Origin of the sequence: Cryobacterium sp. BB307 (genome assembly GCF_012274275.1) — a bacterium.
Lineage (GTDB): Bacteria > Actinomycetota > Actinomycetes > Actinomycetales > Microbacteriaceae > Terrimesophilobacter.
The window spans coordinates 738,174-763,902 of record NZ_JAANZA010000001.1 but is presented as its reverse complement, the minus strand read 5'-3'; the positions used below and the strand labels follow the sequence as shown (position 1 = coordinate 763,902).

The window sequence follows — 25,729 nt, the reverse complement described above, 5'->3', positions numbered from 1 at the left end:
ATAACCTCCGGTGGGCCAGCTCTAAAGGCCCTTTACTGTAGGTGGTGTTGTGTGGGGTGATCGCTCGCCAGAACCTCATAGGGTTATGCCGATGGATGAGTCATCCGGGCACGCGCAGCCGACCGCAATATGAAGGCACAGATTATCTGGGAGCGCAAAGAACCATCATAGGCGAGGCGGCACGCCGTGTCCAGCCGAATTCTTGACCGAGATCGCGTTTTCAGGTATACGTAACCCGGCCGACCGTCCACCCCCGTCCTGTTGTGCAGGACATCCCTTGTTGTGCAGGAGATAGTGCCTTCTGGGGCGGCTTTATTGGGATCCGGGCCCGAACGAGACCGAATGTCCTGCATAACAGGGGTAGCCGTCAGCCGGTGACGCCGGTGGCCTCGTGTGCCTCGCCCACCTGCTTGGACTCCGGCGATCCATGCTGCCGCGCAACCACGGCTTACGGGCGCTGTCCAGCAACCATCCAGAACACGCCCAGTGATCGCCGCCATTGAGTGGCTACGCTCGCAGTCCCGAGGCGGGAGGAACGATGCGGTTACCCGAGGCGCGAGGCAATGCAAGCGATGCACTGTTCACACTCCTGTCGCGGTCGGAGCGGCACGCACGAGGTTCGGGCGGTGCGATCGCCGAGGCGGTGGCAGGCGCGGAGGACGTGCTCACCGACGACGACCTGCAGGTGGCGCTGTTCGTGCTGTACGAGCTCCACTACCGGGGCATCGACGGAGTCGAGGACGCGTGGGAGTGGCATCCGGAGCTCCTTGCTATCCGCGCGCTCATCGAGGCCGCCTTCGAGGCCAGGCTGCGGGAGGTCGTACCGCGCCCACCTCGACCGGAGCCAACCAGACGGGCGGTGGCCGACGCGCTGTTCGAGCTGACCGCGGACACCGGCGGTCCGAGCCTCTCCCGCTTCGTCGCCCGCCAGGCCGACGAGTCGCAGCTGCGCGAATTCCTCATCCAACGCTCGATCTACCAACTGAAGGAAGCCGACCCGCACGCGTGGGCCATCCCGCGGCTCGAGGGCGTGGCCAAGGCCGCCCTGGTCGAGATCGAAGCCGACGAGTACGGCGGCGGCGACCCGGCACGGATGCACGCGGCCATCTTCGCGCAGACCATGCGCGGTCTCGGACTCGACGACAGCTACGGCGCCTACGTCGATCAGGTACCGGCAATCACCCTCGCATCCGCCAACATGATGTCGCTGTTCGGGCTGCACCGGCGCCTGCGCGGCGCCATCGTCGGTCATCTCGCCGCATTCGAGATGACCTCGTCGATCCCGAACAAGCTCTACGGCAACGGCTTCCGACGCAACGGGTTCGGCGAGGACGTCACCTGGTACTTCGACGAACACGTCGAAGCGGATGCCGTCCACGAGCAGATCGCGGCGCGCCACCTCGCCGGCGGCCTGATCGAGGCGGAACCGGAACTGCTCGATGACGTGCTGTTTGGCGCATCCGCTTGCCTGACCATCGACGGCATCGTCGGCGAGCGCATCCTCGCCGCGTGGACAACCGGCCAATCGTCGCTTCGCCAGCAGGTGACCGCCTGATGCCGAGATTCCCGGTCGAGTACGTGCTTCCGCTCAAATGGCAGGACGACTCGAGGCTGCCCGAGCTGGTGCGCTACCTCCACCACCTGAAGAACGGCGCGGACGTGACCGTCGTCGACGGCTCGCCGGCCGAGTTGTTCGAGGAGCACGCGCAGGTGCTGCCCAGCGACGTTCGACACATGCGGCCGGAGTTCTGGCCAGGCGGCAACGGGAAGGTCGCGGGCGTCATGACCGGTGTGCGGCACGCGCGGCACGAACTCGTCGTGGTCGCGGACGACGACGTGCGGTATGGGCCGGTGACGTTCCGCGCCCTTGTCGAGCAGCTCGAGCGCGCCGACCTGGTGCGGCCGCAGAACTACTACGATCCGCTTCCCTGGCAGGCCCGCTGGGACACCGCCCGGATGCTGATCAATCGCGCCTTCGGCGCCGACTACCCGGGCACCCTCGGCTTCCGACGCAGCGCCCTGATGAACACGGGCGGCTACGACGGGGATGTGCTGTTCGAGAACCTCGAGCTCATCCGCACCATCACCTCGGCCGGCGGGCGGGAGACCAACGCGCTCGACCTCTATGTGCGCCGGCTGCCGCCGACGCCCGAACAGTTCGCTGATCAACGCGTGCGGCAGGCCTATGACTCGCTCGCGCAGCCCGCTCGCCTCGCCGTCGAGTTGGCGCTGCTGCCCGCAGCCATCGCCACCAGGGGCAGGCCACTGCCATTGCTGGTCGGCGCGCTCACCGCGGTGGCGGTCGCCGAGGTCGGCCGGCGCCGCCGCGCGGGGAGAACCGTATTCCCGGCGACCTCGGCATTGTGGGCGCCGCTCTGGGTTGCCGAACGAGCTGTCACGTCATGGGTCGCGCTGGCGCAACGCGCCACGGGCGGCGTGCGCTATTCGGGCACCAGGATCAAACGCGCCGCCAGCGCGCGCGGCTTTGCAGGACGACCGAGGGTGCGAAGCCGTGCTTGAGCGACAGGGATCGATCGAACTGTGCCCGGATGGGCCACTCCTGTTGCGCGGTGACTTCGAAATTCTGGGCGCGGACGGCGAGCCCATCGACGCGCACCGGAAGACTGTCGCGCTGTGCCGGTGCGGACTCTCCTCGATCAAGCCGTTCTGCGACGGTACGCACAAGGCATCCGGATTCCGCACCGAGGAGTGACGCTGCAGCATCCGGGACCATCCGAGTGAGCGGTGAACCCAGCCGGGTGCGGAATGATCTTAAGGATGCAGCAGTTCCCCTCCCGAGTGTTGAAGCTCAGCGGCCACCGCGCGGTCATCGAACCGGACCGGTGGGTGCCCGGATCCTTCACTCTCGTCGTCGACGGGACGCCGCAGTCGCACGTCAACCTCGACGACCCGTCGCAGCTGTTCTTCGAGTATGTCCAGCGGATGGGACACGTGATCGACCAGTTGCCGGATGGCCCGATCACTGCGGTGCACCTCGGCGCGGGCGCTCTCACCCTGCCGCGGTACATCGAGGCCACCCGGCCCGGGTCGCGGCAGCAGGTGATCGAGCTGGAGAGTGACCTAGTGGACCTGGTGCGCGAGCACCTGCCGTGGTCGCGTCAGGCGTCGATCCGGGTGCGTTACGGTGACGCGCGCGACGTGCTGGAGCGACTGCCGCCCGGGCTGACCGGGGCCGTCGACCTGCTGATCGTCGATGTCTTCAGCGGTTCGCGCACGCCCGCGCACGTGACGAGTGTCGAGTTCTATCGGAGCGCCGCGGCACTGCTGGCCCCCGCCGGCGTGATCCTGGTGAACGTCGCGGATGGCCCCGGCCTCGCCTTCGCGCGAGGTCAGACCGCGACGCTGCGCGAGGTGGTCGGCAACGTCGCAGCGCTCGCCGAGCCGAGCATCCTCAAGGGGCGGCGGTTCGGCAACGTGGTACTGGCAGGTTCGGCGCGCGAATTGCCGATGGAGTGGATGCCGCGCCTGCTGGCCGGCGGGCCGCATCCGGCGAAGGTCATCACCGGCAAGGAGCTTGTCGACTGGATCGCCGGAGCGCCGATCATCACCGACGCCACCGCGATGCCATCCCCCGCTCCCAACTCGAGCATCTTCCGCGAGCGCTGACCGCGCCGGAAAATGCAGGAGATTCGGCCGCCGACGGGCCGGATCGGTAACAGAACGGCACGAATCGGGCCGGATCTCCTGCATTTTCAGTAGGCGCGCGGGGAGGATTGGGGCATGGTGCGTAGGCGGATGCTGGTGGCAGCGGTAGCGCTCGGCCTGCTGGCCGGTTGCACGTCGTCACCCGGGCCGACACCCAGCGGAAGCACACTCACGCCACCGACCAGTTCGCCGCAGACCACCCCGGTTCAACCGGCCGGCACACCCGAGGTGCTCGCGACCGGCCTGACCTCGCCGTGGTCGGTTGCCCGTCTCGCCAACGGCTCCGCACTGATCAGCGAACGCGACACCGCCCTCATCAAGGAGCTCACCGACGGCGAGGTTCGCGAGGTGGGCACCATCGACGGGGTCGTGCCCGCCGGTGAGGGCGGTCTGCTCGGCATCGCCACCCTCGAACTCGGTGACACCATCTGGCTGTACGCCTACTTCACCGGCGAATCCGACAACCGGGTGATCCGGATGCTGCTGAACGGTCGACCCGGCGCGTACTCCCTGGGCGACGCCGAACCGATCATCACGGGCATCCGGAAGGCGAGCAACCACAATGGCGGGCGCATCGCGTTCGGACCGGACGGCAACCTGTTCGTGACCGCCGGGGACGCAGGCGACGCCTCCCTCGCGCAGGACCCGAACACGCTGAACGGCAAGATCCTCCGACTCGAACCGGATGGCTCGGTGCCGGTCGACAACCCGACCAGCGGCTCGCCGGTGTACTCGTTCGGGCACCGCAACCCGCAGGGGCTCGCGTGGGACGAGGACGGCCAGTTGTGGGCATCCGAGTTCGGGCAGAACACCTGGGACGAGCTGAACCGCATCGCCCCGGGCGGCAACTACGGCTGGCCGATCGTCGAGGGCGTCGGGCAGGTCGCCGGCCTCATCGACCCGGTCTACCAGTGGCCGACATCCGATGCCAGCCCGAGCGGTCTCGCCTACGTCGACAAGACGCTGTTCCTGGCCGCACTGCGCGGCCAGCGACTCTGGGCGATCTACCCGTTCGCGGCAGGCGGGGTGGAAGCGGTGGCGTGGTTCGAGGGCGAGTTCGGCAGGCTGCGCGACGCGGTCCCGGGTCCGGATGGGAGCCTCTGGGTGCTCACCAACAACACCGACGGTCGTGGAAACCCGCGCGAAGGTGACGACAAGCTGATGCAGGTACGGCTGGAGCCGCTTCGCGAGGGTTAGCGTTGGTTCGACACCTCGGGAGGGCCAGTGGACATCATTCTCGGTTACGACCCGACAACACTTCGTGAACAGGTCGACCTCCAGGCGGCCGGTGATCGGCTCGCGGAGCTCGAGAACCGCCGCGACACCGAGTCCATCAACGAGAAGGTCGCCCTGCTGCGAATGGTCGGGCGCATCGACGACGCGTGGGATGCCGCCAACGCGGCACTGCGGAACGCGCGCATGACCGGGGATCGGGAGTCCATCTGCCGGGCTCGCATCCGGCGAGCGCAGGTGCAGCAGGAACAGGGCAAGCTCGACGACGCCCGGCGCGAGCTCACCGCGTGCATCGATGAGGCGCGCACCCACGACTGGGCGGCGACGGAAGCGTTCGCGCTGCAGCACCGCGGGAAGGTGCTGTTCGACCACGGGGACTTCGCCAATGCGCTGCAGGATTTCCGCACCGCGGCCGCGATGCGGGAGCGGATCGGCGCACCGGATGATCAGGTGCAGAGCTCGCTGTTCGCCGCGCAGGTCGTCGAGTCGCGGCTCTGACCCGCGTCGTCTGCTCGTTCACAAGTCGGTTTGCCGCGGGGGATTGCCCCTTCGGGAGCGCCGGGTCGGGGAGCGTCGCGGGCAGCGGTTAGCCTCGATTCGTGGCGGATCTGGTTCGAGTGCGGCGGTGGGCGGAGGCCCTGATAGCGCTGCATCTCGACCCCACCGAGTGGAGTTTCGGCTTCGACACCGCGAAGACCCGGGCCGGGCTGTGCAACTACACCCGTAAACGCATCACCGTCTCGCGCTACCTGGCCGCGCGTTACGAGGATGACGAGATTCATCAGGTGCTGCTGCACGAGGTCGCGCATGCGATGGCCGGGCAAGGCTCCGGGCACGGGCCGCGCTGGAAGAAGCTCGCGCGCGAGATCGGGTACGAGGGCGGCCGGTTGCATCATGGCGAAGTCGCCGATGAGCTCGCCCCGTGGGTCGGGGCGTGTCCCGCCGGTCACCAGTTCTTCCGCTACCGGAAGCCGACCCGGGCGATGTCGTGCGGCAAGTGCTCGCGCCGGTTCGACCGCTCGAACCTGATCAGCTGGACGAAGCGGACCGTCTCGGCCGCGACACGCCGCCGGGCGGCATCCGCGAGCTGATCGGCCCGGCGCCGCTCGAATGTGCGAGCGCGTGCGATAGACCGCGTGCACTCGCACATTTCGCCGGCGCTCGCTGGTGTGGTCGCCGCGTCCTGTCAACGGATCTCGGCGGGCTCGATCACCGAGTGATGCTGAACGCGTCACCGCGCAGCACGGGCACGACCGTGGACGAGTCGACCTGGCTCGCCAGTTCGACATCCTGCGGGAAGCCCCACTCCTCGAGTTCCTTGCCGCTGGCAGATGCGCTCACCAGATGGCCGATCGCGTTGCGCAATCCGGTGAATGCGGCAGACGCGGCAGCTGCCTCCGGCGAGCAGAAGTCGATGCCAACCTCGGCGAGCGCGTCGATGATCGCGCCGGCGCCGAGCATGTCCTCGACCGCGAAGCGCGAGGTGCCATCGCCGCGCGCCTCACCAGATGCGATCACCGCCACCGTTAACCGATTCGCCTTCTCGGCCTGCCTCGCGAGCACCCATTCCGCGACTGCACTCCGGTTGCGCAGCGATCCGGCGACGACCGGGACATCACCGCGCAGCGCCGCGCTGATCCGTGAGCCATTCGGAGACTGCACGACAACCCGTGTGCCGGCGTGCTCTGGTCCGACGCTCGCCGGCGAGAGGCTCAGCGGCGAACCGCGTTTCCCCGCGACGACTGCCGCGTGCTCGCTCGCGTAGCGTGCCGCATCCGTGCCATCGAACGGCAGCACCTCGATGCCGTACTCGAGCGCGATCCCGACCATGGTTGTGAACGACAGCACATCGACGACGACGATCACATCGACATCCGCCGCCACGGTGCGGGCGCCCTCGATCCCCCAGTCGAATCGCACCTGGTACTGGTTCTGCGAAAGCGGCAATGACACCTACGAAATGCTAATCGACCGGGAGGCGCGCTCCTGGCGGCCGGGTAGCATCACGCAACATGACCACCCTCCCCTTCCTCACGGCAGACGACATCTTCGAGCGCATGAACTACCTCGACGCGGTGCGCACCCTCCAGCGCGACCTGCGCAGCGGACTCGACCCGGATGCCGACTTCGAGCGCGGTTCCGTCGACCTGGCCCAGGGGAAATTCCTGCTCATGCCGAGCGAGTCGTCGGAGTTCGCCGGGGTGAAGGTGCTCACCGTGGCGGCCGAGAACCCGGCTCGCGGGCTGCCTCTCATCCAGGGCGTCTACGTGCTCACGGATGCGGCAACCCTCAGCCCAGTGGCCCTGCTTGACGGCGCTGCGCTGACCACGTTGCGCACCCCGGCGGTGTCTGCGGCGGCGGCCGACCTGCTGGTTCCGGATGACGCGACACGGCTGGTCGTGTTCGGATCAGGTCCGCAGGCGCTCGGGCACGTCGAGGCGATGCGCAGCATCCGGCGGCTGGAGCACGTGACCATCGTGGCGCGCAACCAGGAGCGGGCGGCGAGCGCGGCCGCGGCGGTGCGCGCATCCGGGATCGTCGCCGACGTGGGCACCGCGGAGGCGATCCGCGACGCCGACGTGATCGTGTGCGCGACCACCGCGACAGAGCCGCTGTTCGACGGCGCGCTGGTGCCGGACACCGCGTGCGTTCTGGCCGTCGGCGCGCACGCGGCCGACGCGCGTGAAGTCGACAGCGCCCTCGTCGCGCGGTCACAGGTGGTGGTCGAATCGGTGCCGGTTGCGCTGCGCGAGGCCGGCGACGTCATGATCCCGGTGGCCGAGGGGCGGCTGAGCCCGGATGCCTTGACTGGCATGCGCGACCTGGTCACCGGGGCGGTGCCGGTTGACTGGTCGCGCCCGCGGATCTTCAAGAGCACCGGCATGTCCTGGGAGGACCTGTCGATCGCTTCCGAGCTCTATCGCAGGGGCTGACCCCGGCCGCCTGCTACGCTGGTGTCATCTTGCGAGCGCCGAATGGTGCTCCCTGCGTCGTAGAACGCTTCTCCGCCCTGTTGGGCGCGATTGATTTCATGCGGCGAATTGAATGTGGCATCCGCCATCTTCGCCATCTTCCGTCAGGCCTATTATTCGCGTGCGACCGCACGCCCTGACGCCCAATGCGAAAGCACTGAAACACCTCTATGTCTGAAACCAGCTTCGGCGCGCTCGGCGTGCCCGCACCGCTCGTCGCCGCTCTCGAAAAGAGCGGCATCACGAGCCCCTTCCCGATCCAGCAGGACACCCTGCCCGACACGCTCCGCGGCCGCGACGTGCTTGGACGCGGCAAGACCGGCAGCGGCAAGACGCTCGCCTTCTCCATCCCGCTCGTCGCGCGCCTGTCGAACGGCGGGCGCCGGCAGTCCGGTCGTCCGCATGCCCTCGTGCTCGCACCGACCCGTGAGCTTGCCACCCAGATCTCCGCGGCGATGGAGCCCCTGGCCGCCTCGTACGACCTGAAGCTCACCACGATCTTCGGCGGCGTCTCGCAGCAGCGCCAGGTCGCCGCGCTCAAGGCCGGCGTCGACATCGTTGTCGCCTGCCCTGGGCGCCTCGAGGATCTGATGCAACAGGGTCACCTCACCCTCGACGCCATCGAGATCACCGTGCTCGACGAGGCCGACCACATGGCCGACCTCGGCTTCCTGCCCGTGGTCACGCGCATCCTGAACAAGACCCCGGATGGCGGCCAGCGGATGCTGTTCTCCGCCACCCTGGACAACGGCGTCGACAAGCTCGTCAAGCGTTACCTGCACGACGAGATCCTGCACTCGGTCGACGAAGCGACGAGCCACGTCGACGCGATGACCCACCACGTGTTCGAGGTCACCGACGTCGACGCGAAGAAGCACCTGATCAACACGCTCGCGTCCGGCACCGGACGTCGCATCCTGTTCATGCGCACCAAGCACCACGCCAAGAAGCTGGCCAAGCAGCTGACCGAGTCGGGGATCCCGTCGGTCGACCTGCACGGCAACCTCTCGCAGCCGCAGCGTGACCGCAACCTGGCCGCGTTCGCCTCCGGCGAGGCGAAGGTTCTCGTGGCGACGGATGTCGCGGCGCGCGGAGTGCACGTCGATGACGTCGAGCTCGTCGTGCACGTCGACCCGCCGGCCGAGCACAAGGCGTACCTGCACCGCAGCGGCCGCACCGCGCGTGCCGGGAGCGACGGTGACGTTGTCACCATCGTGCTGCCGGCCCAGCGGTCGGATGTCGCGTCGCTGCTGCGCAAGGCTGCGATCACCGCGCGACCGCAGCAGGTGACCGCCGAGTCGGGCGCCGTGACCGCGCTCGTGGGCGAGGTCGCCGCGTTCGTGAAGCCCGCGCCGCGCGTGGTGCAGCAGCAGCGCGGCGGCGGCGCGTCGCAGGGCGCCAACGCGCGCCGGAAGCGCGCGACCCGCGGAGGCCAGGGCGGCCAAGTTGGTCAGGTTTCGCGGGGCGAGCAGTCGCGCGGCCAGCGCAGCCCGGATCAGGCTCGCTCGGGACAGCGCAAGCGCACTGGGCAGTCGGTCCAGGGCGAGCGCTCCAACGCTCACGCCCCGCGCACCCGCTCGTCGGCGCGCACGTACAGCACGTCCACGCCTGTCGCATCCGGTGGCGAGCGCCGCACCGGTCGCCGCGCGCAGGGCTGACGCGCCGCATCCGGACCCCTGCGCCCCGTGAGGGGTCCAATAACGCCCTTCGCAGGTCCGGAAGGCCCGTTTCTGACCCCTCACCCGCTCTCGCTGCACCCAGTTGCCCACTTTGGCCCCAGTTTCCGACCGAAACAGGGGCGAAAGTGGGCAACTCGGCGTTGTGGGCGGTGATTGCACGGCAATAGGGTCGCCGCATGTCGTTCACCATTCGCCCCGCCCGCGCCGAGGACGCCGACCGGATGGGTGTCGTTATCGTGCAGTCCTGGCACGAGACCTACGCGCACCTGCTGCCAGCGGAAACGCTCGCGTCGCTCGACCCGGCCGAACGAGCCGACATGTGGCGGCGGGCGATTGAGCGACGGGGCGGCGTCGGCGGGCCCGTCGTTGCCGAAGTTGACGGGGTGGTTGTCGGACTGGCCGGCGCCGGCACGCCCCTCGACGAAGACCCTCCGGTGCCGTTGCAGTTGTACGTGATCTACCTGCTGGCGGCACACCACGGGAGCGGCGCGGGGCAGGGACTGCTCGACGCGGCGATCGGGACCGAACCCGCCCTGGTCTGGGTTGCCGAGGACAACCCGCGCGCGATCGCCTTCTATGAGCGAAACGGCTTCGTGCGCGATGGCACGAGCGACGAACTCTCGATTGGCGACGGGTCGATCCACGAGATCCGGATGGTGCGGGGCGCGACCGCATAGCGGGTCTCGACGAGCTCGACCACCGTTACGCGCCGCCTCCGGACATCCGCACCCCGCACACCGGGCGCGGATGACCGGAACCCGAGCGGATCGCCGGAACGGGCGCGGTCTCGACAGCTTTGAGCGATAGGGACGGCGCGCCGACTACCCCAGCCGACCCACCGACGCCAGCGCCGCCTTCAGCAGGGCTCCCCTGCCGCCCTCCATCTCGCGGCTGATCTCGTCACTGCAGGCCGCCTCCGGGGTCAGCCAGGTCAGCTCGAGCGCGTCCTGCCGTGGCTCGGTGGTCCCGGTCACCGGAACCACGTAGGCAAGCGAGACCGCATGCTGCCTCGAGTCGGTGAACGCGCTGATGCCCGGCAGCGGGAAGTACTCGGCGACCTGGAACGGGATCGGGCTCGCCGGCAGCTGCGGGAACGCCATCGGCCCGAGGTCCTTCTCCAGGTGGCGGAACAGCGCCTCCCGGAGGGTCTCCCCGTACATCACGCGACCGGACACGATGGTCCGGCTCATCTCGCCCGCCGACGCGCGCAACAGCACGCCGACCTCGATGACCTGGCCGAGGCCATCCACTCGGACCGGCACCGCCTCGACGTAAATCAGCGGCAGCCGGCGGCGGACGGATTCCAGCTCGTCGTCGGAGAGCCAGGCGGAGTTCGGGTCGGGGGTTCCCACTGAGGCCATGACCCATTTTCACCCACGAGCCGATCAAGTCGGGAGGTTTGCCCGCAATCCGCCGCGCAAAGCGCGCTTTTCTCCCGACTCGATGGGCAAGGATTGGGGCATGAGCGTGACGATCGATTCGGATGCCGTGCTGTGGTCAGCCCCGGAGAGTGAGCGTGCGAGCCGCCCGTTGCTCGTGCTGCTCCACGGGGTCGGGTCGCACGAGGGCGACCTGTTCTCCATGGCGAGCTACCTCCCGCTTGAACCGGTCATCGCGTCGCTGCGCGCTCCCCTGCCGTACGGGCCGGGGCACGGTTGGTTCCCGATGCCGGAGCAGGCACCGGATGCTGCGCGCTGGCAGTCCGCGGCAGCGTCGACCCAGGCGATCCTCGACTGGCTCGACGGCACAGAGTCGACCACGGTGGGCCTGCTCGGCTTCTCGCAGGGCGCCGCGATGTCACTCGAGTTGCTGCGCTCCCGCCCCGAGCGGTTCGCCTTCGCCGTCGCCTTGAGCGGCTTCGCCATCCCAGAGGAACGCGACGGCGATCAACGACTGGCCGAGGTGAAGCCGCCGGTCTTCTGGGGTCGCGGCACGGCCGACCCGATCTTCACCGAGGATCGCCTCGAGTTCACCAAAGGCTGGCTGCCCGAGCATTCGACGCTGACCCAGAAGGTCTACCCGGGCATGGGGCACGGCGTTTCGCAGGAGGAACTCGGCGACATCGTTGCCTTCCTCCGCGACCAGTACTAGCAGCTAGCGGCGCCACCGCGTCGCGAGGATCACGACAATTGAGATCAGGGTCGCCAGCCCCAGAGTCCCGAACAACGGAACGGTGAAGATCGCCGACTGCAGGAAGAACATCTGCACGGGGTCGAACTGGGAACTGGGCTGCCCGAAGAAGGCTCCCCGAGCTGAGTACGCGGCGAGGTTCCACGCGGCGACCAGCAGCGCGACGCCGATCAACCCGAGTGCCACCAGGTACGGGTTGATCCGCTTCCACCACGGCCCTGCGGGAGCCGGCTCGGCAGCATCCGGAGTCTCGTCGCCATGGTCGAATGCCGGGTCGGATGCGATCCGCTCCTCGTGCGCGTCGGCCGCGGCCGCCGCGATCAAGTCATCCAGATCGGTGCGTGGCGCCTCGCGCAGCGGGACGCGGGGCGGCTCCTCGCGGTGCACCCGCTCGTCGTAGCCCGGCTGAAACGCCGGCGGGAACCGCGGATCGAACCTCGGCCCTGCACTGGTGTCGCGATCGCTCATGCCGCCCCCGCTCTTCTGGGCGAAAGTCTAGCCAGTGGCGGCGCCCGCACGCGGGCGCAGAGCTTTGTGCCAAATGCAACGGAACGTTCGCTTGCCCATGGCACAAACCTCTGCCGGAGGGGCGGATGCCGCCGGGAACGCCCGAATCGACAGTGTTACGCTCGCCTTGTTGGGCGAGTTAAAACGCGCTCGCCCTCACATCTCGAAAGGGCACCCCGCGCCACATGAGCTACATCACCTCGGCCGCGCTCGGCGAGCGCGGCTTTGTCGTTCTCGACAGGTACGACCAGGAAGCCGACCCGAAGGAATGGCTCGACCTCGAGTATGTCGACTGGAAGTCATCCGGCGACACTCGCTTCGCGCCGCTGGCCAGCGCCAAGGGCGAGATCGAGGTCAACGGGTTCTGGCACCACGAGCCGCCGCGCACCGACAAGGATGGCGTCTGGATCGAGTCGCAGGTGCAGGAAGCCCCGAATCTCACGCGCCGAGCGCAGGAGCCGGGCGCCAACGTCGGCCGCTGCCGCGTGATCGAGCTGCAGCCGAACGAGTACGTCGACGCCCTCTACAACCTGCACCAGGACGACAACAACCGGCTCAACCCGGATGAGACGGGCTGGATCGTCCGCGGATTCTTCAACCTGTCCGACGACCCCGACTCCTACCTGATCCTGCGCGAGGACCGCTGGGACCCGTCGACCGAGGTTCGCATCCCGCTGTCAGCCGGAAGCCAGGTCATCGTCGACACGCAGCGCTTCTGGCACGCGGTGTGGCACCGCGGCAGCGCCCCGCGCTACTGCCTGATCACGTCGTGGGAGTCCGGACCCGAACTCGACGCCTTCATCGCCAAGCACCATGGCACAACCGAGCACACCAGCCCGCCGCTCGACGAGCAGTTCATCGAGGATGCGCAGGCAACGCTCCAGCGCCGCCTCGCCGAACGCGCCGCGATCGTTGCCGAGAAGGCAAAGGCACGCCGCGGTTCAAACGGGCGTGAGGACTGACCCGATGCCAGAAGTGATCATCGTCCCCGACCAGGAAACGGCGGGCAACCTGGTCGCCGGCGCCATCCTCGACCTGCTGGGGCGCAAGAGCGATGCGGTGCTCGGTCTCGCCACCGGCTCGACCCCGCTGCCGGCCTATCGCACGCTCGCCTCTCGCGCCGCGGCCGATGGCCTGGACCTCAGCCGGGTGCGCGGCTTCGCGCTCGACGAGTATGTCGGGCTGCCAGAGGGTCACCCGCAGAGCTACAAGTCGGTGATCAGGACCGAGGTCACCGTGCCGCTGAACCTGACCCCGTCACTCGTGCACGTGCCATCCGGAGACCCGGAGACGATCCAGACCGCGGGCGATGACTTCGAACAGGCGATCACGGATGCCGGTGGCATCGACCTGCAGTTGCTCGGCATCGGAACGGTCGGGCACATCGGCTTCAACGAGCCCGGCTCGTCGCTGTCGTCGCTCACCCGGGTCAAGACGCTGACGATGCAGACCCGACGGGACAACGCCCGGTTCTTCGGGTCGCTGGACGAAGTTCCCACCCAGGCGATCACGCAGGGGCTGGGCACCATCCTGCGCTCCCGCCACCTCGTGCTGATGGCGTTCGGCGAGGGCAAGGCCGGCGCGATCGCGGGCGCGGTCGAGGGACCGGTCAGCGCCGCGCTGCCCGCATCCGTCATCCAGCTGCACCAACGCGCGACGGTCATCGTCGACGAGGATGCCGCCAGCCGGCTCGCGCACACCGAGTACTACCGCTATGCGTGGGCCAACAAACCGAGCTGGCAGAGCATCTAGCCGCTCCTGAGCTCGCCGGGCGGCTGACCGCTCGCGCGGGTGCTTCTTTCTCGTGCGGGTGTTGCAACACCAGCGCGAGCACGCAACACCCGCGCGCAGCAGATTGGTCGGATGCAATTCCGTACGCCGTCGGTCAGGCGTACCGTGGCGGCATGGCGACCGTGGCTGACGTGAGGCGAATCGCTTTGGGTCTGCCGGGTGCCGCCGAAAAACCGTCGCACGACGGGCTTGCCTGGCAAGTGGGAAAGAAATCGTTCGCCTGGGAGCGCCCCCTGCGTAAGAGCGATCTGGCGTCGCTGGGCGATGAGGCGCCGGAGGGACCCAACCTTGGCGTGTACGTGTCCGACGAGGGCGAGAAGCAGGCTCTGCTCGACGAGGGCATGCCGCTGTTCTTCGCGACTCCACATCTCGACGGCTGGCCGATCGTGCTGGTTCGGCTGGATGCCATCGGGGAAGACCGATTGCGCGAGGTGATTGTCGAGTCGTGGCTGGCGCGTGCACCCAAGAAACTGGTGGAGGAGTTTCTCGCCAACGGTCTGTGAGCTGCGCATCCCGGCCTCAGCAGCGCTCGCGCGGGTGCTTTCTTCTCGCGCGGGTGTTGCAACACCAGCGCGAGCACGAAACACCCGCGCGACGGGACAAGCCGGCCACTTCGGCGGCGAGCACCGAGTCCTGACAGTGGATGGCGGCAGAATGGGCGAATGATGAACCCGCTCGAGCGTTTCTCCCCGGCGACGCAGGCGTGGTTCGGCCAGGCGTTCCCCGAGCCGACGCCGGCTCAAAGCGGCGCGTGGGACGCCATCTCGCAGGGCTCCAACGCGCTCGTCATCGCCCCGACCGGCTCCGGCAAGACGCTGGCGGCGTTCCTGTGGTCGATCGACCGGCTTGCGCACGACCCGATCGAGCCGCGCACGACCCGCGTCCTCTACATCTCGCCGCTCAAGGCGCTGGCGGTCGACGTCGAACGCAACCTGCGGGCGCCGCTCGTCGGCATCACCCAGGCCGCCAAACTATTGGGCGCCGTGCCCCCGGATGTCTCGGTGGCGGTCCGCTCGGGCGACACGCCAGCCGGCGAGCGAGCCCGGATGCTGCGGAATCCGCCCGACATCCTGATCACCACGCCCGAGTCGCTGTACCTGATGCTCACATCGCAAGCGCGCGAGACCCTGCGCAACGTGGAGACGGTCATCGTCGACGAGGTGCACGCGGTAGCGGCGACGAAGCGGGGCTCGCACCTCGCGGTGTCGCTCGAACGACTCGACCTGCTGCTCGAGAAGCCCGCCCAGCGGATCGGGCTGTCGGCGACGGTGCGCCCGCCGGAGGAGGTCGCACGGTTCTTGGCTGGCAGCGCGCCGGTGCAGGTCGTCGCCCCCGAGTCGGCGAAGCGGTTCGACCTGCGTGTCGTCGTGCCGATCGAGGACATGACCGAACTGGGCACGACCGCCGTGACCGAGGGCGCGACGTCCGGCGCTCGCGCGCAGGGTTCGATCTGGCCGCACGTCGAGGAGCGCATCGTCGACCAGATCCTGGAGCACCGGTCGACGATCGTTTTCTCCAACTCCCGCCGCCTCGCCGAGCGGCTCACCGCGCGCCTCAACGAGCTCTACGCCGAGCGGTTGGGCATCGAGTTCCCGCCCGAGGAGGTCCCAGCCGACCTGATCGCGCAGAGCGGGCGCACCGCCGGGATCGAGCCGATCCTGGCGCGCGCCCACCACGGTTCGGTCTCCAAGGATCAGCGCTCCCTCATCGAAGACGACCTGAAGTCCGGCCGGCTGCGCTGCGTCGTCGCCACCAGTTCGCTCGAGTTGGGCATCGACATGGGCGCGGTCGACCTGGTCATCCAGGTGGAGGCGCCGCCATCCGTCGCCAGCGGGCTGCAGCGTGTCGGTCGCGCCGGGCACCAGGTCGGCGAGATCTCCAAGGGTGTGCTGTACCCGAAGCACCGCGCCGACCTGCTGCATTCCGCAGTGACGAGCGGGCGGATGTCGGCGGGCCTCATCGAGGAACTGGTCGTGCCGCAGAACCCGCTCGACATCCTCGCCCAGCAGACCGTCGCGGCCGTTGCGCTGGAGGAGCTGAGTGTCGACGACTGGTTCGACACCGTCCGCCGCAGCGCACCGTTCGCGACCCTCCCGCGCAGCCTGTTCGAGGCGACCCTCGACTTGCTGAGCGGCCTGTACCCGTCCGACGAGTTCGCCGAACTGCGCCCGCGCATCATCTGGAACCGGGTCGACGGCACGATCAAGGGCCGACCCGGCGCGCAGCGGCTCGCGGTGATCTCCGGCGGCACCATCCCCGACCGCGGCATGTTCGGCGTCTTCATGGTCGGCGGCGGCGGCCGGGTCGGTGAGCTGGACGAGGAGATGGTCTACGAATCCCGCGTCGGCGACGTGTTCTCGCTCGGAGCCACCAGCTGGCAGATCGAGCAGATCACGCACGATCGCGTGCTTGTGTCCCCCGCCTACGGCCGGCCGGGGCGGGTCCCGTTCTGGAAGGGTGACAGCCTGGGCCGCCCGGCGGAGCTGGGCCGCGCGATCGGTGCCTTCACGCACGAACTGTCGACCGCGTCCGAGGCCGACGCCCGCGCCCAGGCGACCGCGGCCGGGCTGGACGACTACGCGGTCGCCAACCTGGTCGCCTTTGTCGCCGAGCAGAAGGAAGCCACCGGGCACGTTCCCACCGACAAGACCTTCGTCGTCGAACGATTCAGGGACGAACTGGGCGACTGGCGGGTGGTGCTGCACTCGCCGCTCGGGCTGCCGGTGCATTCCCCGTGGGCACTCGCAGTGGGTGCGCGGCTGCGTGAACGGTTGGGCATCGACGGTGCCGCCGTCGCCAGCGACGACGGCGTGATCCTGCGAATCCCGGATACGGATGCCGACCCGCCCGGCGCCGACCTGTTCTTCTTCGAGCCTGAGGAGATCGGCGACCTGGTGACCGAGGAGGTGGGTGGTTCCGCGCTGTTCGCGTCCCGGTTCCGGGAGAACGCGGCCCGCGCCCTGCTCCTCCCCAACTACAATCCGTCCCGCCGGTCCCCGCTCTGGCAGCAGCGGCAGCGGTCCAGCCAGCTGTTGTCCGTGGCCAGCCGCTACCCGAGCTTCCCGATCGTGCTCGAAACGGTGCGTGAGGTGCTGCAGGATGTCTACGACCTGCCCGGTCTCACCGGCGTGCTCGCCGACCTCGCAGCCCGTCGCATCCGGATTGTCGAGACCGAGACCGAGCAGGCGAGCCCGTTCGCGCGGTCGCTGCTGTTCGGCTACGTCGCCGCGTTCATGTACGAGGGCGACTCGCCACTCGCGGAGCGCCGAGCGGCAGCCCTCAGCCTCGACCCGCAACTCCTCACAGAACTGCTCGGCCGCGCCGAGCTGCGCGAGCTGCTCGACGCCGAGGTCATCGCCCAGACCGAGCTCGAACTGCAACGGCTCGCACCGGACCGGCGGGCGCGCGACGCCGAGGGCATCGTCGACCTGCTCCGGATGCTCGGCCCACTGTCGGTGGATGAGGTCGCCGACCGCTTCGATGTGGAGGAGTACGCGCGCCGAACCGGTGGCGGGGTGGCAACCGACCCACAAGGGCTGGTTCGCGGGCTGCTCGAAGAGCTTCAAGCCGACCGTCGGGTGCTCGCCGCGACGATCGCGGGCGGCGAGCGCTGGCACATCATCGAGGACACCGCGCGGCTGCGTGACGGCCTCGGCATCCCGGTGCCGCTCGGCGTTCCGGTGGCCTTCCTCGACCCGGTCCCCGACCCGCTCGGCGACCTGGTTGCCAGGCACGCGCGCACCCACGGTCCGTTCACCGCGGTGGATGTCGCGCAGCGCTTCGGCATCGGCACCGCCGTCGCCACCGAGGTGCTACGCCGGCTGGAGTCACAGCGGAGGGTGGCCGAGGGCGAGTTCCGGCCCGACAGCACCGGCGCGGAGTGGTGCGACACCGAGGTGCTGCGTCGCCTGCGCGCCCGCTCGCTGGCCGCGCTCCGACACGAAGTCGAACCGGTCACCCCGGACACCCTCGCCCGCTTCGTTCCGGCCTGGCAGCACGTCACCGACCAGGTGCGCGGCATCGACGGCGTCGTGCAGGTGATCGAGCAACTCGCCGGCGTCGCCCTGCCTGCGTCAGCGTGGGAGAGCCTGATTCTGCCCAGCCGGGTGAGGGACTACTCGCCCGCAATGCTTGACGAGCTCACCGCATCCGGTGAGGTCATCTGGTCCGGACGCGGCACCCTCCCCGGCAGCGACGGCTGGATGGCGCTGCACCTCGCCGACACCCTGGCGTTGACCCTGCCGGAGCCGGAGGGCCTCGAGACCACCGAGCTGCAGGGCGCACTGCTCGACACGCTCGCCGGCGGGGGCGGGTTCTTCTTCCGCCAACTGTCGACCGCGGTGAGTAGCATGGACGACAAGGAGCTGGTCGAGGCGCTGTGGGAGCTGGCCTGGGCGGGCCTCGTCACCAACGACACGCTCACCCCGGTGCGCGCCTACCTGGGCGGGCCGACCCGAGCGCGCACGGTCAGTCGGCGCGGCATCCGGCACCTGGCACCACCGAAGCAAGCGGGTCCGCCGACGGTCGCCGGACGCTGGTCGCTGCTTCCGCTGCCGGAACCGGATGTCACGGTGCGCGCCCACGCCGCCGCGGAGCAGCTGCTGGAGCGGCACGGGGTCGTCACCCGCGGCGCCGTCGCCAATGAGGGCGTCCGCGGCGGTTTCGCGACGATGTACAAGGTGCTGAGCTCGCTCGAGGACACCGGCAGGGTTCGCCGCGGCTACTTCGTCGAGGGACTCGGTGCCGCCCAGTTCGCGACCGGCGCGATCGTGGACAGGCTGCGCTCCTTCTCGGCCGATCCGGATGCCGCGCGGCCCTACAACGCGGTTACGCTCGCCGCCACCGATCCGGCGAATCCGTATGGTGCCGCGCTGAAGTGGCCGGCCAGCGAGCGCGGACACCGGCCGGGCCGGAAGGCTGGCGCCCTGGTCGTGCTCGTCGACGGGCGCCTCACCGTCTATGTCGAGCGCGGCGGCAAATCGGTGCTCACCTTCGACGATGACAACGAAGCGCTCGCCGCCGCCGCCAGCTCGCTCGCCGCCACGGTGCACCGCTCACTGCGGCGACTGCGGGTGGACAAGGTCGACGGCGAGTTCGTGATCGGCACCCCCCTCGGCCACGCGCTTGCCGATGCGGGGTTCGGGGTGACGCCGCAGGGGCTCAGGCTGATCGGCTAGCCATGCCAGAGGGCGACACCGTCTACCAGGAGGCGCGCACGCTGAACGAGGTGCTGGCCGACGCGGTGCTGACGCGCTGCGACATCCGGGTTCCGACGTTCGCGACCGTCGACCTCAGCGGCGAGCGCGTGCACGACGTCGTCAGCCACGGCAAGCACCTGCTGATGAGGGTCGGCGAGTTCAGCATCCACTCCCACCTGAAGATGGAGGGGTCGTGGCACGTTTACCGGCACGGCACCCCCTGGAAGCGGCCGACCTATCAGGCCCGTGCGGTGCTCGAGACGGCCGACTGGGTCGCGGTGGGCTTCGACCTCGGCGTGCTCGAGGTGCTGCCGACCCGCGACGAGGAGCGGGTGGTGGGCTACCTCGGCCCAGACCTGCTCGGCCCGGATTGGGATGCCGACGAGGCGCTCCGCCGTCTGCGCGCCTCTCCTGAGCGCCCGATCGGACTGGCCGTGCTGGACCAGCGGGTGATGGCCGGCCTCGGCAACGTGTACCGCGTCGAACTGTGCTTCGTGCGGGGTGTGCTGCCGACGCGGGCGGTCGGCGAAGTGCACGACCTGCCAAGGCTGGTCGACACGGCGCACCGGATGCTGGTGGCCAACAAGGACCGGCCGAATCGGGTGACGACCGGGAACTTCCGCCAGCCGCTGTGGGTGTACGGCCGAGGTGGTGAGCCGTGCCTGCGCTGCGGCACGGGCATCCGGAGCGGCGAACTCGGCGACGACGAGCTGCAGCTACGCATCGCATACTGGTGCCCCCACGACCAGACCTGACCTCATCCGCCCCTTCGGCAGCGGTTTGTACCAAATGCAAGGGAACATTCGCTTGCTTTTGGAACAAACCTTTGCGGGAGCCGATTGCGCGCGCGCCGGGATTGCCTACCGTGGACTCAGGAGGTGTGCGATGCGAGCGGAAGTGGGAGACAGGGTCGTCATCCGCGGCAGGACCGTCGAGGCGCCGGACCGACACGGCACCATTGCGGAGGTGCGTGGTGAGGACGGCGCCGGACCGTACCTGGTGAAGTTCGATGACGGTCACGAGAGTGTGGTGTTCCCCGGAGGCGACTTCATCGTGGAGCACAGCGAGCAGGTCTAAGTCTCGCCCTGAGGGGTCAGAAGCCGCCCTTCATCCTGCCGCGGAACGCCGGTTTGCGACCCCTCGAGTGAATGGGAGGGCATCCAGCTTTTCGGGATCGCGTGATTGCTATCGTGCTGTGGCGCGTCAGCGCCAACGAACAGAAGGAGACCCGTGAACTGCCCCATCGACACCACTCCCCTCGTCATGTCGGAACGCTCCGGCATCGAGATCGACTACTGCCCCACCTGCCGTGGCGTGTGGCTCGACCGGGGTGAACTCGACAAGATCATCGAACGCTCGGTGACGATGGCACCGCCTGCGGCAGGCGACCCACGGGGCCGCGATCGTGACCGCTTCCGCGACGATGACGACGACTACCGCGGCGGCTACGGACGCCCAGGGGCACCCGGATTCGGTGGCCCCGACGAGGGTCGCCGGCGTAAGCGCAACTGGCTGGAAGACCTCTTCGACTGACTCTGCCCTACGCTTGGGCCGTGGGCCTTGACCGCAGCCGGTACGTCCTCGAGTTCGAGGATGGCTTCGAGCACCTAGAGCTCGACCGCACGAAGTGGATCCCGCACTACCTGCCGCACTGGAGCGGCCGCGAGGCATCCAGGGCGAGCTATCGGATCGCGGATGGCGTTCTGAACCTCGCGATCGAGGAAGACCAGCCGCCGTGGGCGCCCGACCTCGACGGGAACCTCCGGGTGTCGAATCTGCAGACCGGCGTGTTCTCCGGGCCGGTCGGCTCTCCCATCGGGCAACACCAGTTCAGGCCTGGGCTCACGGTGCGTGAGGAGCAGCCAGAGCAACGCCGGTACACGCCGCACTTCGGGCTCATCGAGGCGCGCGTGAGTGCCATCGACGACCCGAACTGCATGGTCGCCCTCTGGATGATCGGTTTCGAGGACCGGCCGGAGCGTTCCGGCGAACTGTGCCTGTTCGAGATCTTCGGGTCTGAGCTCACCCGGAATGCCGGCATCGTCGGGATGGGCGTGCATCCGTTCGCCGACCCGGAGCTGAAGGATGACTTCCGCAAGGTTCGCATCGAAAAGGACCTACGCGACTTCCACACCTACTCGCTCGAGTGGATGCCCGACGGCGTCATCTTCTACATCGACGACGAGCGCGTCGCATCCGTCGACCAGTCACCCGATTACCCGATGCAGCTCATGCTCAACGTGTACGAGTTCCAACCCGGTGGCGCCTACCCGAAGGAGTTCGCGGTCGATTGGGTGCGCGGGTACCGACCCCTCCCGTAGCGCCTGCTGGCAACGGTTTGTGCCAAAAGCAAGCGAACAGCTCAGCCTTGCGCCAGCGCCCGCACGCTGTTGTTGCGCGCGTCGTGGGTGAGTTCGACGAGGCCGAGGGCTTCGAGCAGCGGCGGAAGGTACATCCCGAATCGGCCACGGTAGCCCTTGCGCAAGCCGTACCAGCCGCCGACCGGGTTGTTCTCAGAGCGTCCCCACGCCTCGACGCTGCCGGCCGCGGCGGTCTTCTGCTCGTCGGCGGCGCCCAGCGGCACCCAGTCGCTCTGTTCGCGCAGCCAGGCGGCGAGATCGTCGATCGCGCTGAGGTGATACTTCAGGGTGGTCGAGCCTACCTGGCAGACCAGCGCCGGCGGGTCGGACTGCTCATCGCGGTACATCGAGTATTGCGATGTGCCGGGCGCCGTGGTCAGTTGCCAGGGATCATCTTTCGTGCCGGTTCCGTTCACCATGGCTTATTTCTACCGCGTGGACGGCCGGATGGCACCACTCGACTTGTCACTCGGGCTGGTTGGGGCCGAAAAGTTGTGCACGAATGTGCGTGCTGCGTCACAAAACCCCCTGCTTCTCTCATGCACAAGGGGTGCAGGGGGCTCTCAAGTGGCGGTACCGGTGGGATTTGAACCCACGGTGGGCGTAAACCCACACAACTTTTCGAGAGTTGCACCTTCGGCCGCTCGGACACGGTACCGGGGAAGAGTTTAGTACACGCTCTCGCGGCGCTGAAACACGTGGTTCTGACCAGCCGGGCGGATGCCTCTACTAGGCCGCGAGCTGGCGGACCAGGTGCTCTGCGTCCACTCCGACACCCATCAGCAGCGGCGACTTGCGTGTTCTCATCCACGGCATCCCGAGGAAGTACAGGCCGTCCACTCGCACGCTCACCCCGTCCCGGTGCATCGGGAAACCCATGACGTCCACCAAATGCGACACGTCGATCCAGCCGTAGTCCGGGCGGTACCCACACGCGATGATCACCGCGTCCAGCTCGTTCAAGCTCGGTGTCGGAGCCGCGGTCAGCGGCTCGGACGACAAGGTCGGCAGGTCTGGCACCGACCATCCCCGTTCCTCGGCCACACGCGTCGCAAGCCCGCTGATCTGCCGGAACATGTCGTCTGCTCCAGCCACGGTTTCCGAGAGGTCATCGGCGACAACCAGCCGACCGTCCTCGACACCCTGTAGACGTCCCATGAGTTGCACTCCGTCCGCCTGCAGGGTGCGCAGGCTGAGGTCGCGTCCGCCGTGCGCTCCCGTGACGGTCGGGTTCGCCGCGAAGCGCACCATCGGACCCGGCATGTCCGCAAGCGTCTGCTCGAAGAACCCCGCATCCCAGAGCCAGTCGAAGATGTCCCGCTCCCCGATCCGCCGCGGCATCGCAGGAGCCCTGCCCGCAGCAAGCGTCACCTCGCGTCCCGCCCGTTGCAACTCGTCAGCGATCTGGCAGGCGGTCTGTCCTCCGCCGACGACGAGCACCCGGTTTCCCGGCACAGCCTCCGGCGACCGGTACAGGGTCGATCCGACGACCGGCAAAGTCCGCTGCAACTCCGAGGTGAACGGGGGCAGCAACTCACGCTGGTACGCACCGGTGCAGACCACGACGCGTCGAGCGCGCAGCACTCCACTGCTGGTGGTCGCAGTGAAGCCGCCGTCGGATGCGGTCAGAGATTCGACCTCCACACCTTCCTCGACAGGGGCCCCAAACGAGGCAGCATAGTCGCCCAGAAACGCGACCATCTGCTCGCGGCTGAAGAACCCGTCCGGTTCGTCTCCCTGGTACGCGCCGCCGGGCAGCAGAGTCGTGTGATTAGGGGTCACCAGGCAGAAGGAGTCCCAGCGGTGAGCCCAGGCTGAGCCGACTCGGTCGCGCTCCAGAACCACATGTTCGATCGAAGCATCCGTCAGTTCATGGCTGGCCGCAAGTCCGGCCTGCCCTGCCCCGATGACGAGAACGTTCACATCCGTGAACATGGCGACAGCCTAAGTCCGCCCGGGTCGAAACACCCTGCACGTTTGCACGCAGCGACCGGGCAGCACACAGCGCATCCGGATGCATCGTTTCTAGGATGCTCGACGTGAAACGAGCACTCGTCGCGATCATCTTCGCCGTCGCACTCTTCGGCGGCTGGTGGGCGTACATCCGCTTCCGGAAGAGCACGGGCGCACACCGCATCGCGACCACGCTGCATCTGAATGCGAAGTGGTGGCGCGAGCACGGCAAGCAGGAGGGCGACCTGCTATACGTCGCCATCGGCGACTCGGCGGCGCAGGGCGTCGGCGCGAGCAAGCCGCACCGCGGCTACGTGGGGGCGATCGCGAAACACATCCGCAACGAGTCCGGGAAGTCGGTGCGCGCGGTCAACCTCAGCGTCTCCGGAGCGCGCCTGCGCGAAGCCCTCGCGGTGCAGTTGCCGCAGATCGTCAAGCTGACGCCAGACATCATGACCGTCGCGGTCGGCGCCAACGACATGGCCGACTTCGACCCCAAGCGGTTCGAGCGGGAGCTGCGCACTGTGCTGGACTCTGTGCCCAAGCACGCGATCATTGGAGAGGTGCCCTGCTTCTTCTTCGGCCAGCCGAACAAGAACGCCCGCATGGCCAACGACATCGTGCATGAACTGGCGGACGAACTCGGATTCAGGGTCGCGCCCGTCTACGAGAGCACCCGCAGGCAGGGCGTCGCCCGCACCGCGTTCTACCACGCGTCGCCGGACTACTTCCACCCAAACGACCGCGGGCACAGAGTGTGGGCGGATGCTTTCCTGCCGTTGGTCGACAAGCGCCTCTCCTCACTCCTCGGGCCAAAGCATCGGCAATCCACAACGGGCGAGGCGACACCGGTCGCCGAGGCAGTCAGTGACGGAGGCACCGCCTAGGCTTCTTGCCATGGCTCGCCCCACCACCGACTACCGCTGTTCCGAGTGTGGTTGGACGACCGTCAAGTGGGTGGGCCGCTGCGGCGAGTGCCAGTCGTGGGGCACGGTCGTGGAGACCGGTGCAGCCACGGGCATCCTGCGCGGGGTGAACGCGGTGCGAATCGGCGACGATCGGGTGGCCAGGCCGATCACCGCGGTCGATGCCGCCGAGGTTGCGCACTGGCCCACCGGCATTGCCGAGTTCGACCGGGTGCTCGGCGGTGGCATCGTGCCGGGTGCGACGGTCCTGCTCAGCGGCGAGCCAGGGGTGGGCAAGTCGACGCTGCTCCTCGCCGTCGCCTCGCGAGCGGCGGCATCCGGTCAGCGCGTGCTCTATGTCACCGCCGAGGAGTCGGCCAGTCAGGTGCGGCTGCGCGCCGGCCGCACCGGGGCGCTGCGCGACAACCTGTACCTCGCCGCAGAGACCGACCTCGCGACGGTGCTCGGCCAGATCGACCAGGTCAAGCCGCAACTGCTCATCGTCGACTCGGTGCAGACGGTGTCGAGCTCGCTGAGCGAAGGGCTCGCGGGCGGGCCGTCGCAGGTGCGGGAGGTCGCCGCGACGCTCATCCGCGTCTCGAAGGAACGCAACCTGCCGGTGCTGTTGGTCGGTCACGTCACCAAAGACGGCTCGATCGCCGGCCCGCGCCTGCTCGAACACTTGGTTGACGTCGTGTGCCAGTTCGAGGGCGACAGGCACACGTCGCTGCGATTCATCCGGGCGCACAAGAACCGGTTCGGACCCACGGATGAGGTCGGCTGCTTCGAGATGACCGGCGACGGAATTGCTGAGGTCGCCGACCCTAGCGGGCTGTTCCTCAGCCACACCCGGCAGCCGGTGAGCGGCACGTGCGTGACTGTCGCGATGGAGGGGCGGCGCCCGCTCCCGGTGGAGATCCAGGCGCTCATCGTGCCCACGACGGCACCGCAGCCGCGCCGCGTCGTCAACGGTGTCGACTCGTCACGCGTGGCCATGCTGCTCGCGGTGCTCGGCCAGCGAGTGGGTGAGCGAGTAGCCGAGAAGGATGTCTACGTCTCGACGGTCGGCGGCATCCGGGTCACCGAGCCGGGCGCCGACCTCGCCATCGCGCTCGCGCTGTGCAGCGCCGCTCGGGACGAGCCGCTGCCGTCGACACTGGCTGCGGTCGGGGAGATCAGCCTGGCTGGCGAGATCCGTGCGGTCTCCAACGCCAAGCAACGCACCGCGGAGATCCGCAGACTTGGATTCAGCACGGTCATCGACGCAAGCTCCGAGCTGCTGACGACCGCGATTGCACGGGTGTTCGAGGGCGAACCCGCTCGATTCTGATCCCT

The 25,729-nt window shown here is 68.5% G+C and carries 26 protein-coding genes and 1 tRNA gene; 21 read left to right on the top strand and 6 right to left on the bottom strand.

What is annotated here, in order from left to right; translation table 11 throughout:
• Positions 1-538 precede the first annotated feature (538 nt).
• From HGK58_RS03755 to HGK58_RS03725, 7 genes are all read left to right on the top strand, one after another.
• Entirely contained in the window at positions 539-1,555 is a 1,017-nt protein-coding gene (locus tag HGK58_RS03755; RefSeq protein ID WP_168626183.1) for an iron-containing redox enzyme family protein, read from the top strand.
• Positions 1,555-2,520: a glycosyltransferase gene (locus HGK58_RS03750; protein WP_168626182.1), complete on the top strand. Its 966-nt coding sequence runs from the start codon at positions 1,555-1,557 to the stop codon at positions 2,518-2,520. The genes HGK58_RS03755 and HGK58_RS03750 overlap by 1 nt, the downstream gene beginning before the upstream one ends.
• Positions 2,513-2,713 (top strand): CDGSH iron-sulfur domain-containing protein, encoded by a 201-nt coding sequence (locus HGK58_RS03745; protein WP_168626181.1) that lies wholly within the window; start codon positions 2,513-2,515, stop codon positions 2,711-2,713. The genes HGK58_RS03750 and HGK58_RS03745 overlap by 8 nt, the downstream gene beginning before the upstream one ends.
• Before the next feature lie 65 nt (positions 2,714-2,778).
• The gene (locus HGK58_RS03740; protein WP_168626180.1) at positions 2,779-3,627 is read left to right on the top strand and encodes a fused MFS/spermidine synthase; all 849 of its coding nucleotides are present in this window, start codon (positions 2,779-2,781) and stop codon (positions 3,625-3,627) included.
• Positions 3,628-3,741: 114 nt separating this feature from the next.
• Positions 3,742-4,863 (top strand): PQQ-dependent sugar dehydrogenase, encoded by a 1,122-nt coding sequence (locus HGK58_RS03735; RefSeq protein WP_168626179.1) that lies wholly within the window; start codon positions 3,742-3,744, stop codon positions 4,861-4,863.
• Between the two features lie 27 nt (positions 4,864-4,890).
• Complete coding sequence (locus HGK58_RS03730; protein WP_168626178.1) at positions 4,891-5,397, top strand: hypothetical protein; 507 nt, start codon at positions 4,891-4,893, stop codon at positions 5,395-5,397.
• Positions 5,398-5,498: 101 nt separating this feature from the next.
• Positions 5,499-5,990: a SprT-like domain-containing protein gene (locus tag HGK58_RS03725; RefSeq protein WP_168626177.1), complete on the top strand. Its 492-nt coding sequence runs from the start codon at positions 5,499-5,501 to the stop codon at positions 5,988-5,990.
• A 118-nt stretch (positions 5,991-6,108) separates the two neighbouring features.
• Here the strand turns inward: HGK58_RS03725 and HGK58_RS03720 are convergent, their stop codons facing one another.
• On the bottom strand, positions 6,109-6,852 hold the full coding sequence (locus HGK58_RS03720; protein ID WP_168626176.1) for a 2-phosphosulfolactate phosphatase: 744 nt from the start codon (positions 6,850-6,852) through the stop codon (positions 6,109-6,111).
• Between the two features lie 59 nt (positions 6,853-6,911).
• Here HGK58_RS03720 and HGK58_RS03715 point away from each other — a divergent pair, with 59 nt between their 5' ends.
• The 3 genes from HGK58_RS03715 (at position 6,912) to HGK58_RS03705 (ending at position 10,227) form a co-directional block, all read left to right on the top strand.
• Complete coding sequence (locus HGK58_RS03715; protein WP_168626175.1) at positions 6,912-7,832, top strand: ornithine cyclodeaminase family protein; 921 nt, start codon at positions 6,912-6,914, stop codon at positions 7,830-7,832.
• Between the two features lie 209 nt (positions 7,833-8,041).
• Positions 8,042-9,529: a DEAD/DEAH box helicase gene (locus tag HGK58_RS03710; RefSeq protein WP_168626174.1), complete on the top strand. Its 1,488-nt coding sequence runs from the start codon at positions 8,042-8,044 to the stop codon at positions 9,527-9,529.
• A gap of 197 nt (positions 9,530-9,726) precedes the next feature.
• Positions 9,727-10,227 (top strand): GNAT family N-acetyltransferase, encoded by a 501-nt coding sequence (locus HGK58_RS03705; RefSeq protein ID WP_168626173.1) that lies wholly within the window; start codon positions 9,727-9,729, stop codon positions 10,225-10,227.
• Positions 10,228-10,371: 144 nt separating this feature from the next.
• Here HGK58_RS03705 and HGK58_RS03700 read toward each other — a convergent pair whose 3' ends face one another.
• Complete coding sequence (locus tag HGK58_RS03700; RefSeq protein WP_168626172.1) at positions 10,372-10,911, bottom strand: NUDIX hydrolase family protein; 540 nt, start codon at positions 10,909-10,911, stop codon at positions 10,372-10,374.
• 100 nt (positions 10,912-11,011) lie between these two features.
• Here HGK58_RS03700 and HGK58_RS03695 point away from each other — a divergent pair, with 100 nt between their 5' ends.
• Entirely contained in the window at positions 11,012-11,641 is a 630-nt protein-coding gene (locus HGK58_RS03695; RefSeq protein ID WP_168626171.1) for an alpha/beta hydrolase-fold protein, read from the top strand.
• A 3-nt stretch (positions 11,642-11,644) separates the two neighbouring features.
• Here HGK58_RS03695 and HGK58_RS03690 read toward each other — a convergent pair whose 3' ends face one another.
• Positions 11,645-12,148 carry a hypothetical protein gene (locus tag HGK58_RS03690; RefSeq protein WP_168626170.1) on the bottom strand — a complete coding sequence of 168 codons (504 nt, stop codon included), beginning with the start codon at positions 12,146-12,148 and terminating at the stop codon, positions 11,645-11,647.
• Positions 12,149-12,372: 224 nt separating this feature from the next.
• On the opposite strand from HGK58_RS03690, the gene HGK58_RS03685 reads away from it, so the two are divergent.
• From HGK58_RS03685 to HGK58_RS13695, 8 genes are all read left to right on the top strand, one after another.
• The gene (locus tag HGK58_RS03685; RefSeq protein ID WP_168626169.1) at positions 12,373-13,149 is read left to right on the top strand and encodes a hypothetical protein; all 777 of its coding nucleotides are present in this window, start codon (positions 12,373-12,375) and stop codon (positions 13,147-13,149) included.
• A 4-nt stretch (positions 13,150-13,153) separates the two neighbouring features.
• A complete protein-coding gene (locus HGK58_RS03680) occupies positions 13,154-13,939 on the top strand; it encodes a glucosamine-6-phosphate deaminase (protein ID WP_168626168.1) in 786 nt (261 codons plus the stop codon).
• Positions 13,940-14,091: 152 nt separating this feature from the next.
• Entirely contained in the window at positions 14,092-14,481 is a 390-nt protein-coding gene (locus tag HGK58_RS03675) for an MmcQ/YjbR family DNA-binding protein (protein WP_168626167.1), read from the top strand.
• Between the two features lie 159 nt (positions 14,482-14,640).
• Positions 14,641-19,155: an ATP-dependent helicase gene (locus HGK58_RS03670; protein ID WP_168626166.1), complete on the top strand. Its 4,515-nt coding sequence runs from the start codon at positions 14,641-14,643 to the stop codon at positions 19,153-19,155.
• 2 nt (positions 19,156-19,157) lie between these two features.
• Entirely contained in the window at positions 19,158-19,931 is a 774-nt protein-coding gene (locus HGK58_RS03665; protein ID WP_168626165.1) for an Fpg/Nei family DNA glycosylase, read from the top strand.
• Positions 19,932-20,061: 130 nt separating this feature from the next.
• Positions 20,062-20,253 carry a DUF1918 domain-containing protein gene (locus HGK58_RS03660; protein WP_168626164.1) on the top strand — a complete coding sequence of 64 codons (192 nt, stop codon included), beginning with the start codon at positions 20,062-20,064 and terminating at the stop codon, positions 20,251-20,253.
• A 153-nt stretch (positions 20,254-20,406) separates the two neighbouring features.
• Positions 20,407-20,709, top strand: a complete 303-nt coding sequence (locus HGK58_RS03655; protein ID WP_168626163.1) for a zf-TFIIB domain-containing protein — start codon at positions 20,407-20,409, stop codon at positions 20,707-20,709.
• A gap of 20 nt (positions 20,710-20,729) precedes the next feature.
• Complete coding sequence (locus HGK58_RS13695; protein WP_168626162.1) at positions 20,730-21,497, top strand: glycoside hydrolase family 16 protein; 768 nt, start codon at positions 20,730-20,732, stop codon at positions 21,495-21,497.
• Between the two features lie 41 nt (positions 21,498-21,538).
• On the opposite strand, the gene HGK58_RS03645 is transcribed toward HGK58_RS13695, so the two are convergent.
• The 3 genes from HGK58_RS03645 to HGK58_RS03635 all read right to left on the bottom strand — a co-directional run bounded on the left by HGK58_RS03645 (position 21,539) and on the right by HGK58_RS03635 (position 23,471).
• A complete protein-coding gene (locus tag HGK58_RS03645; protein ID WP_168626161.1) occupies positions 21,539-21,955 on the bottom strand; it encodes a DUF6855 family protein in 417 nt (138 codons plus the stop codon).
• Positions 21,956-22,104: 149 nt separating this feature from the next.
• A tRNA-Ser gene (locus HGK58_RS03640) sits at positions 22,105-22,194 on the bottom strand.
• 71 nt (positions 22,195-22,265) lie between these two features.
• Positions 22,266-23,471: an NAD(P)/FAD-dependent oxidoreductase gene (locus tag HGK58_RS03635; RefSeq protein WP_168626160.1), complete on the bottom strand. Its 1,206-nt coding sequence runs from the start codon at positions 23,469-23,471 to the stop codon at positions 22,266-22,268.
• 104 nt (positions 23,472-23,575) lie between these two features.
• Between HGK58_RS03635 and HGK58_RS03630 the strand changes: the two genes are divergently transcribed.
• A complete protein-coding gene (locus HGK58_RS03630) occupies positions 23,576-24,376 on the top strand; it encodes an SGNH/GDSL hydrolase family protein (RefSeq protein WP_168626159.1) in 801 nt (266 codons plus the stop codon).
• Between the two features lie 10 nt (positions 24,377-24,386).
• On the top strand, positions 24,387-25,724 hold the full coding sequence (gene radA / locus HGK58_RS03625; protein ID WP_168626158.1) for a DNA repair protein RadA: 1,338 nt from the start codon (positions 24,387-24,389) through the stop codon (positions 25,722-25,724).
• Positions 25,725-25,729 lie beyond the last annotated feature (5 nt).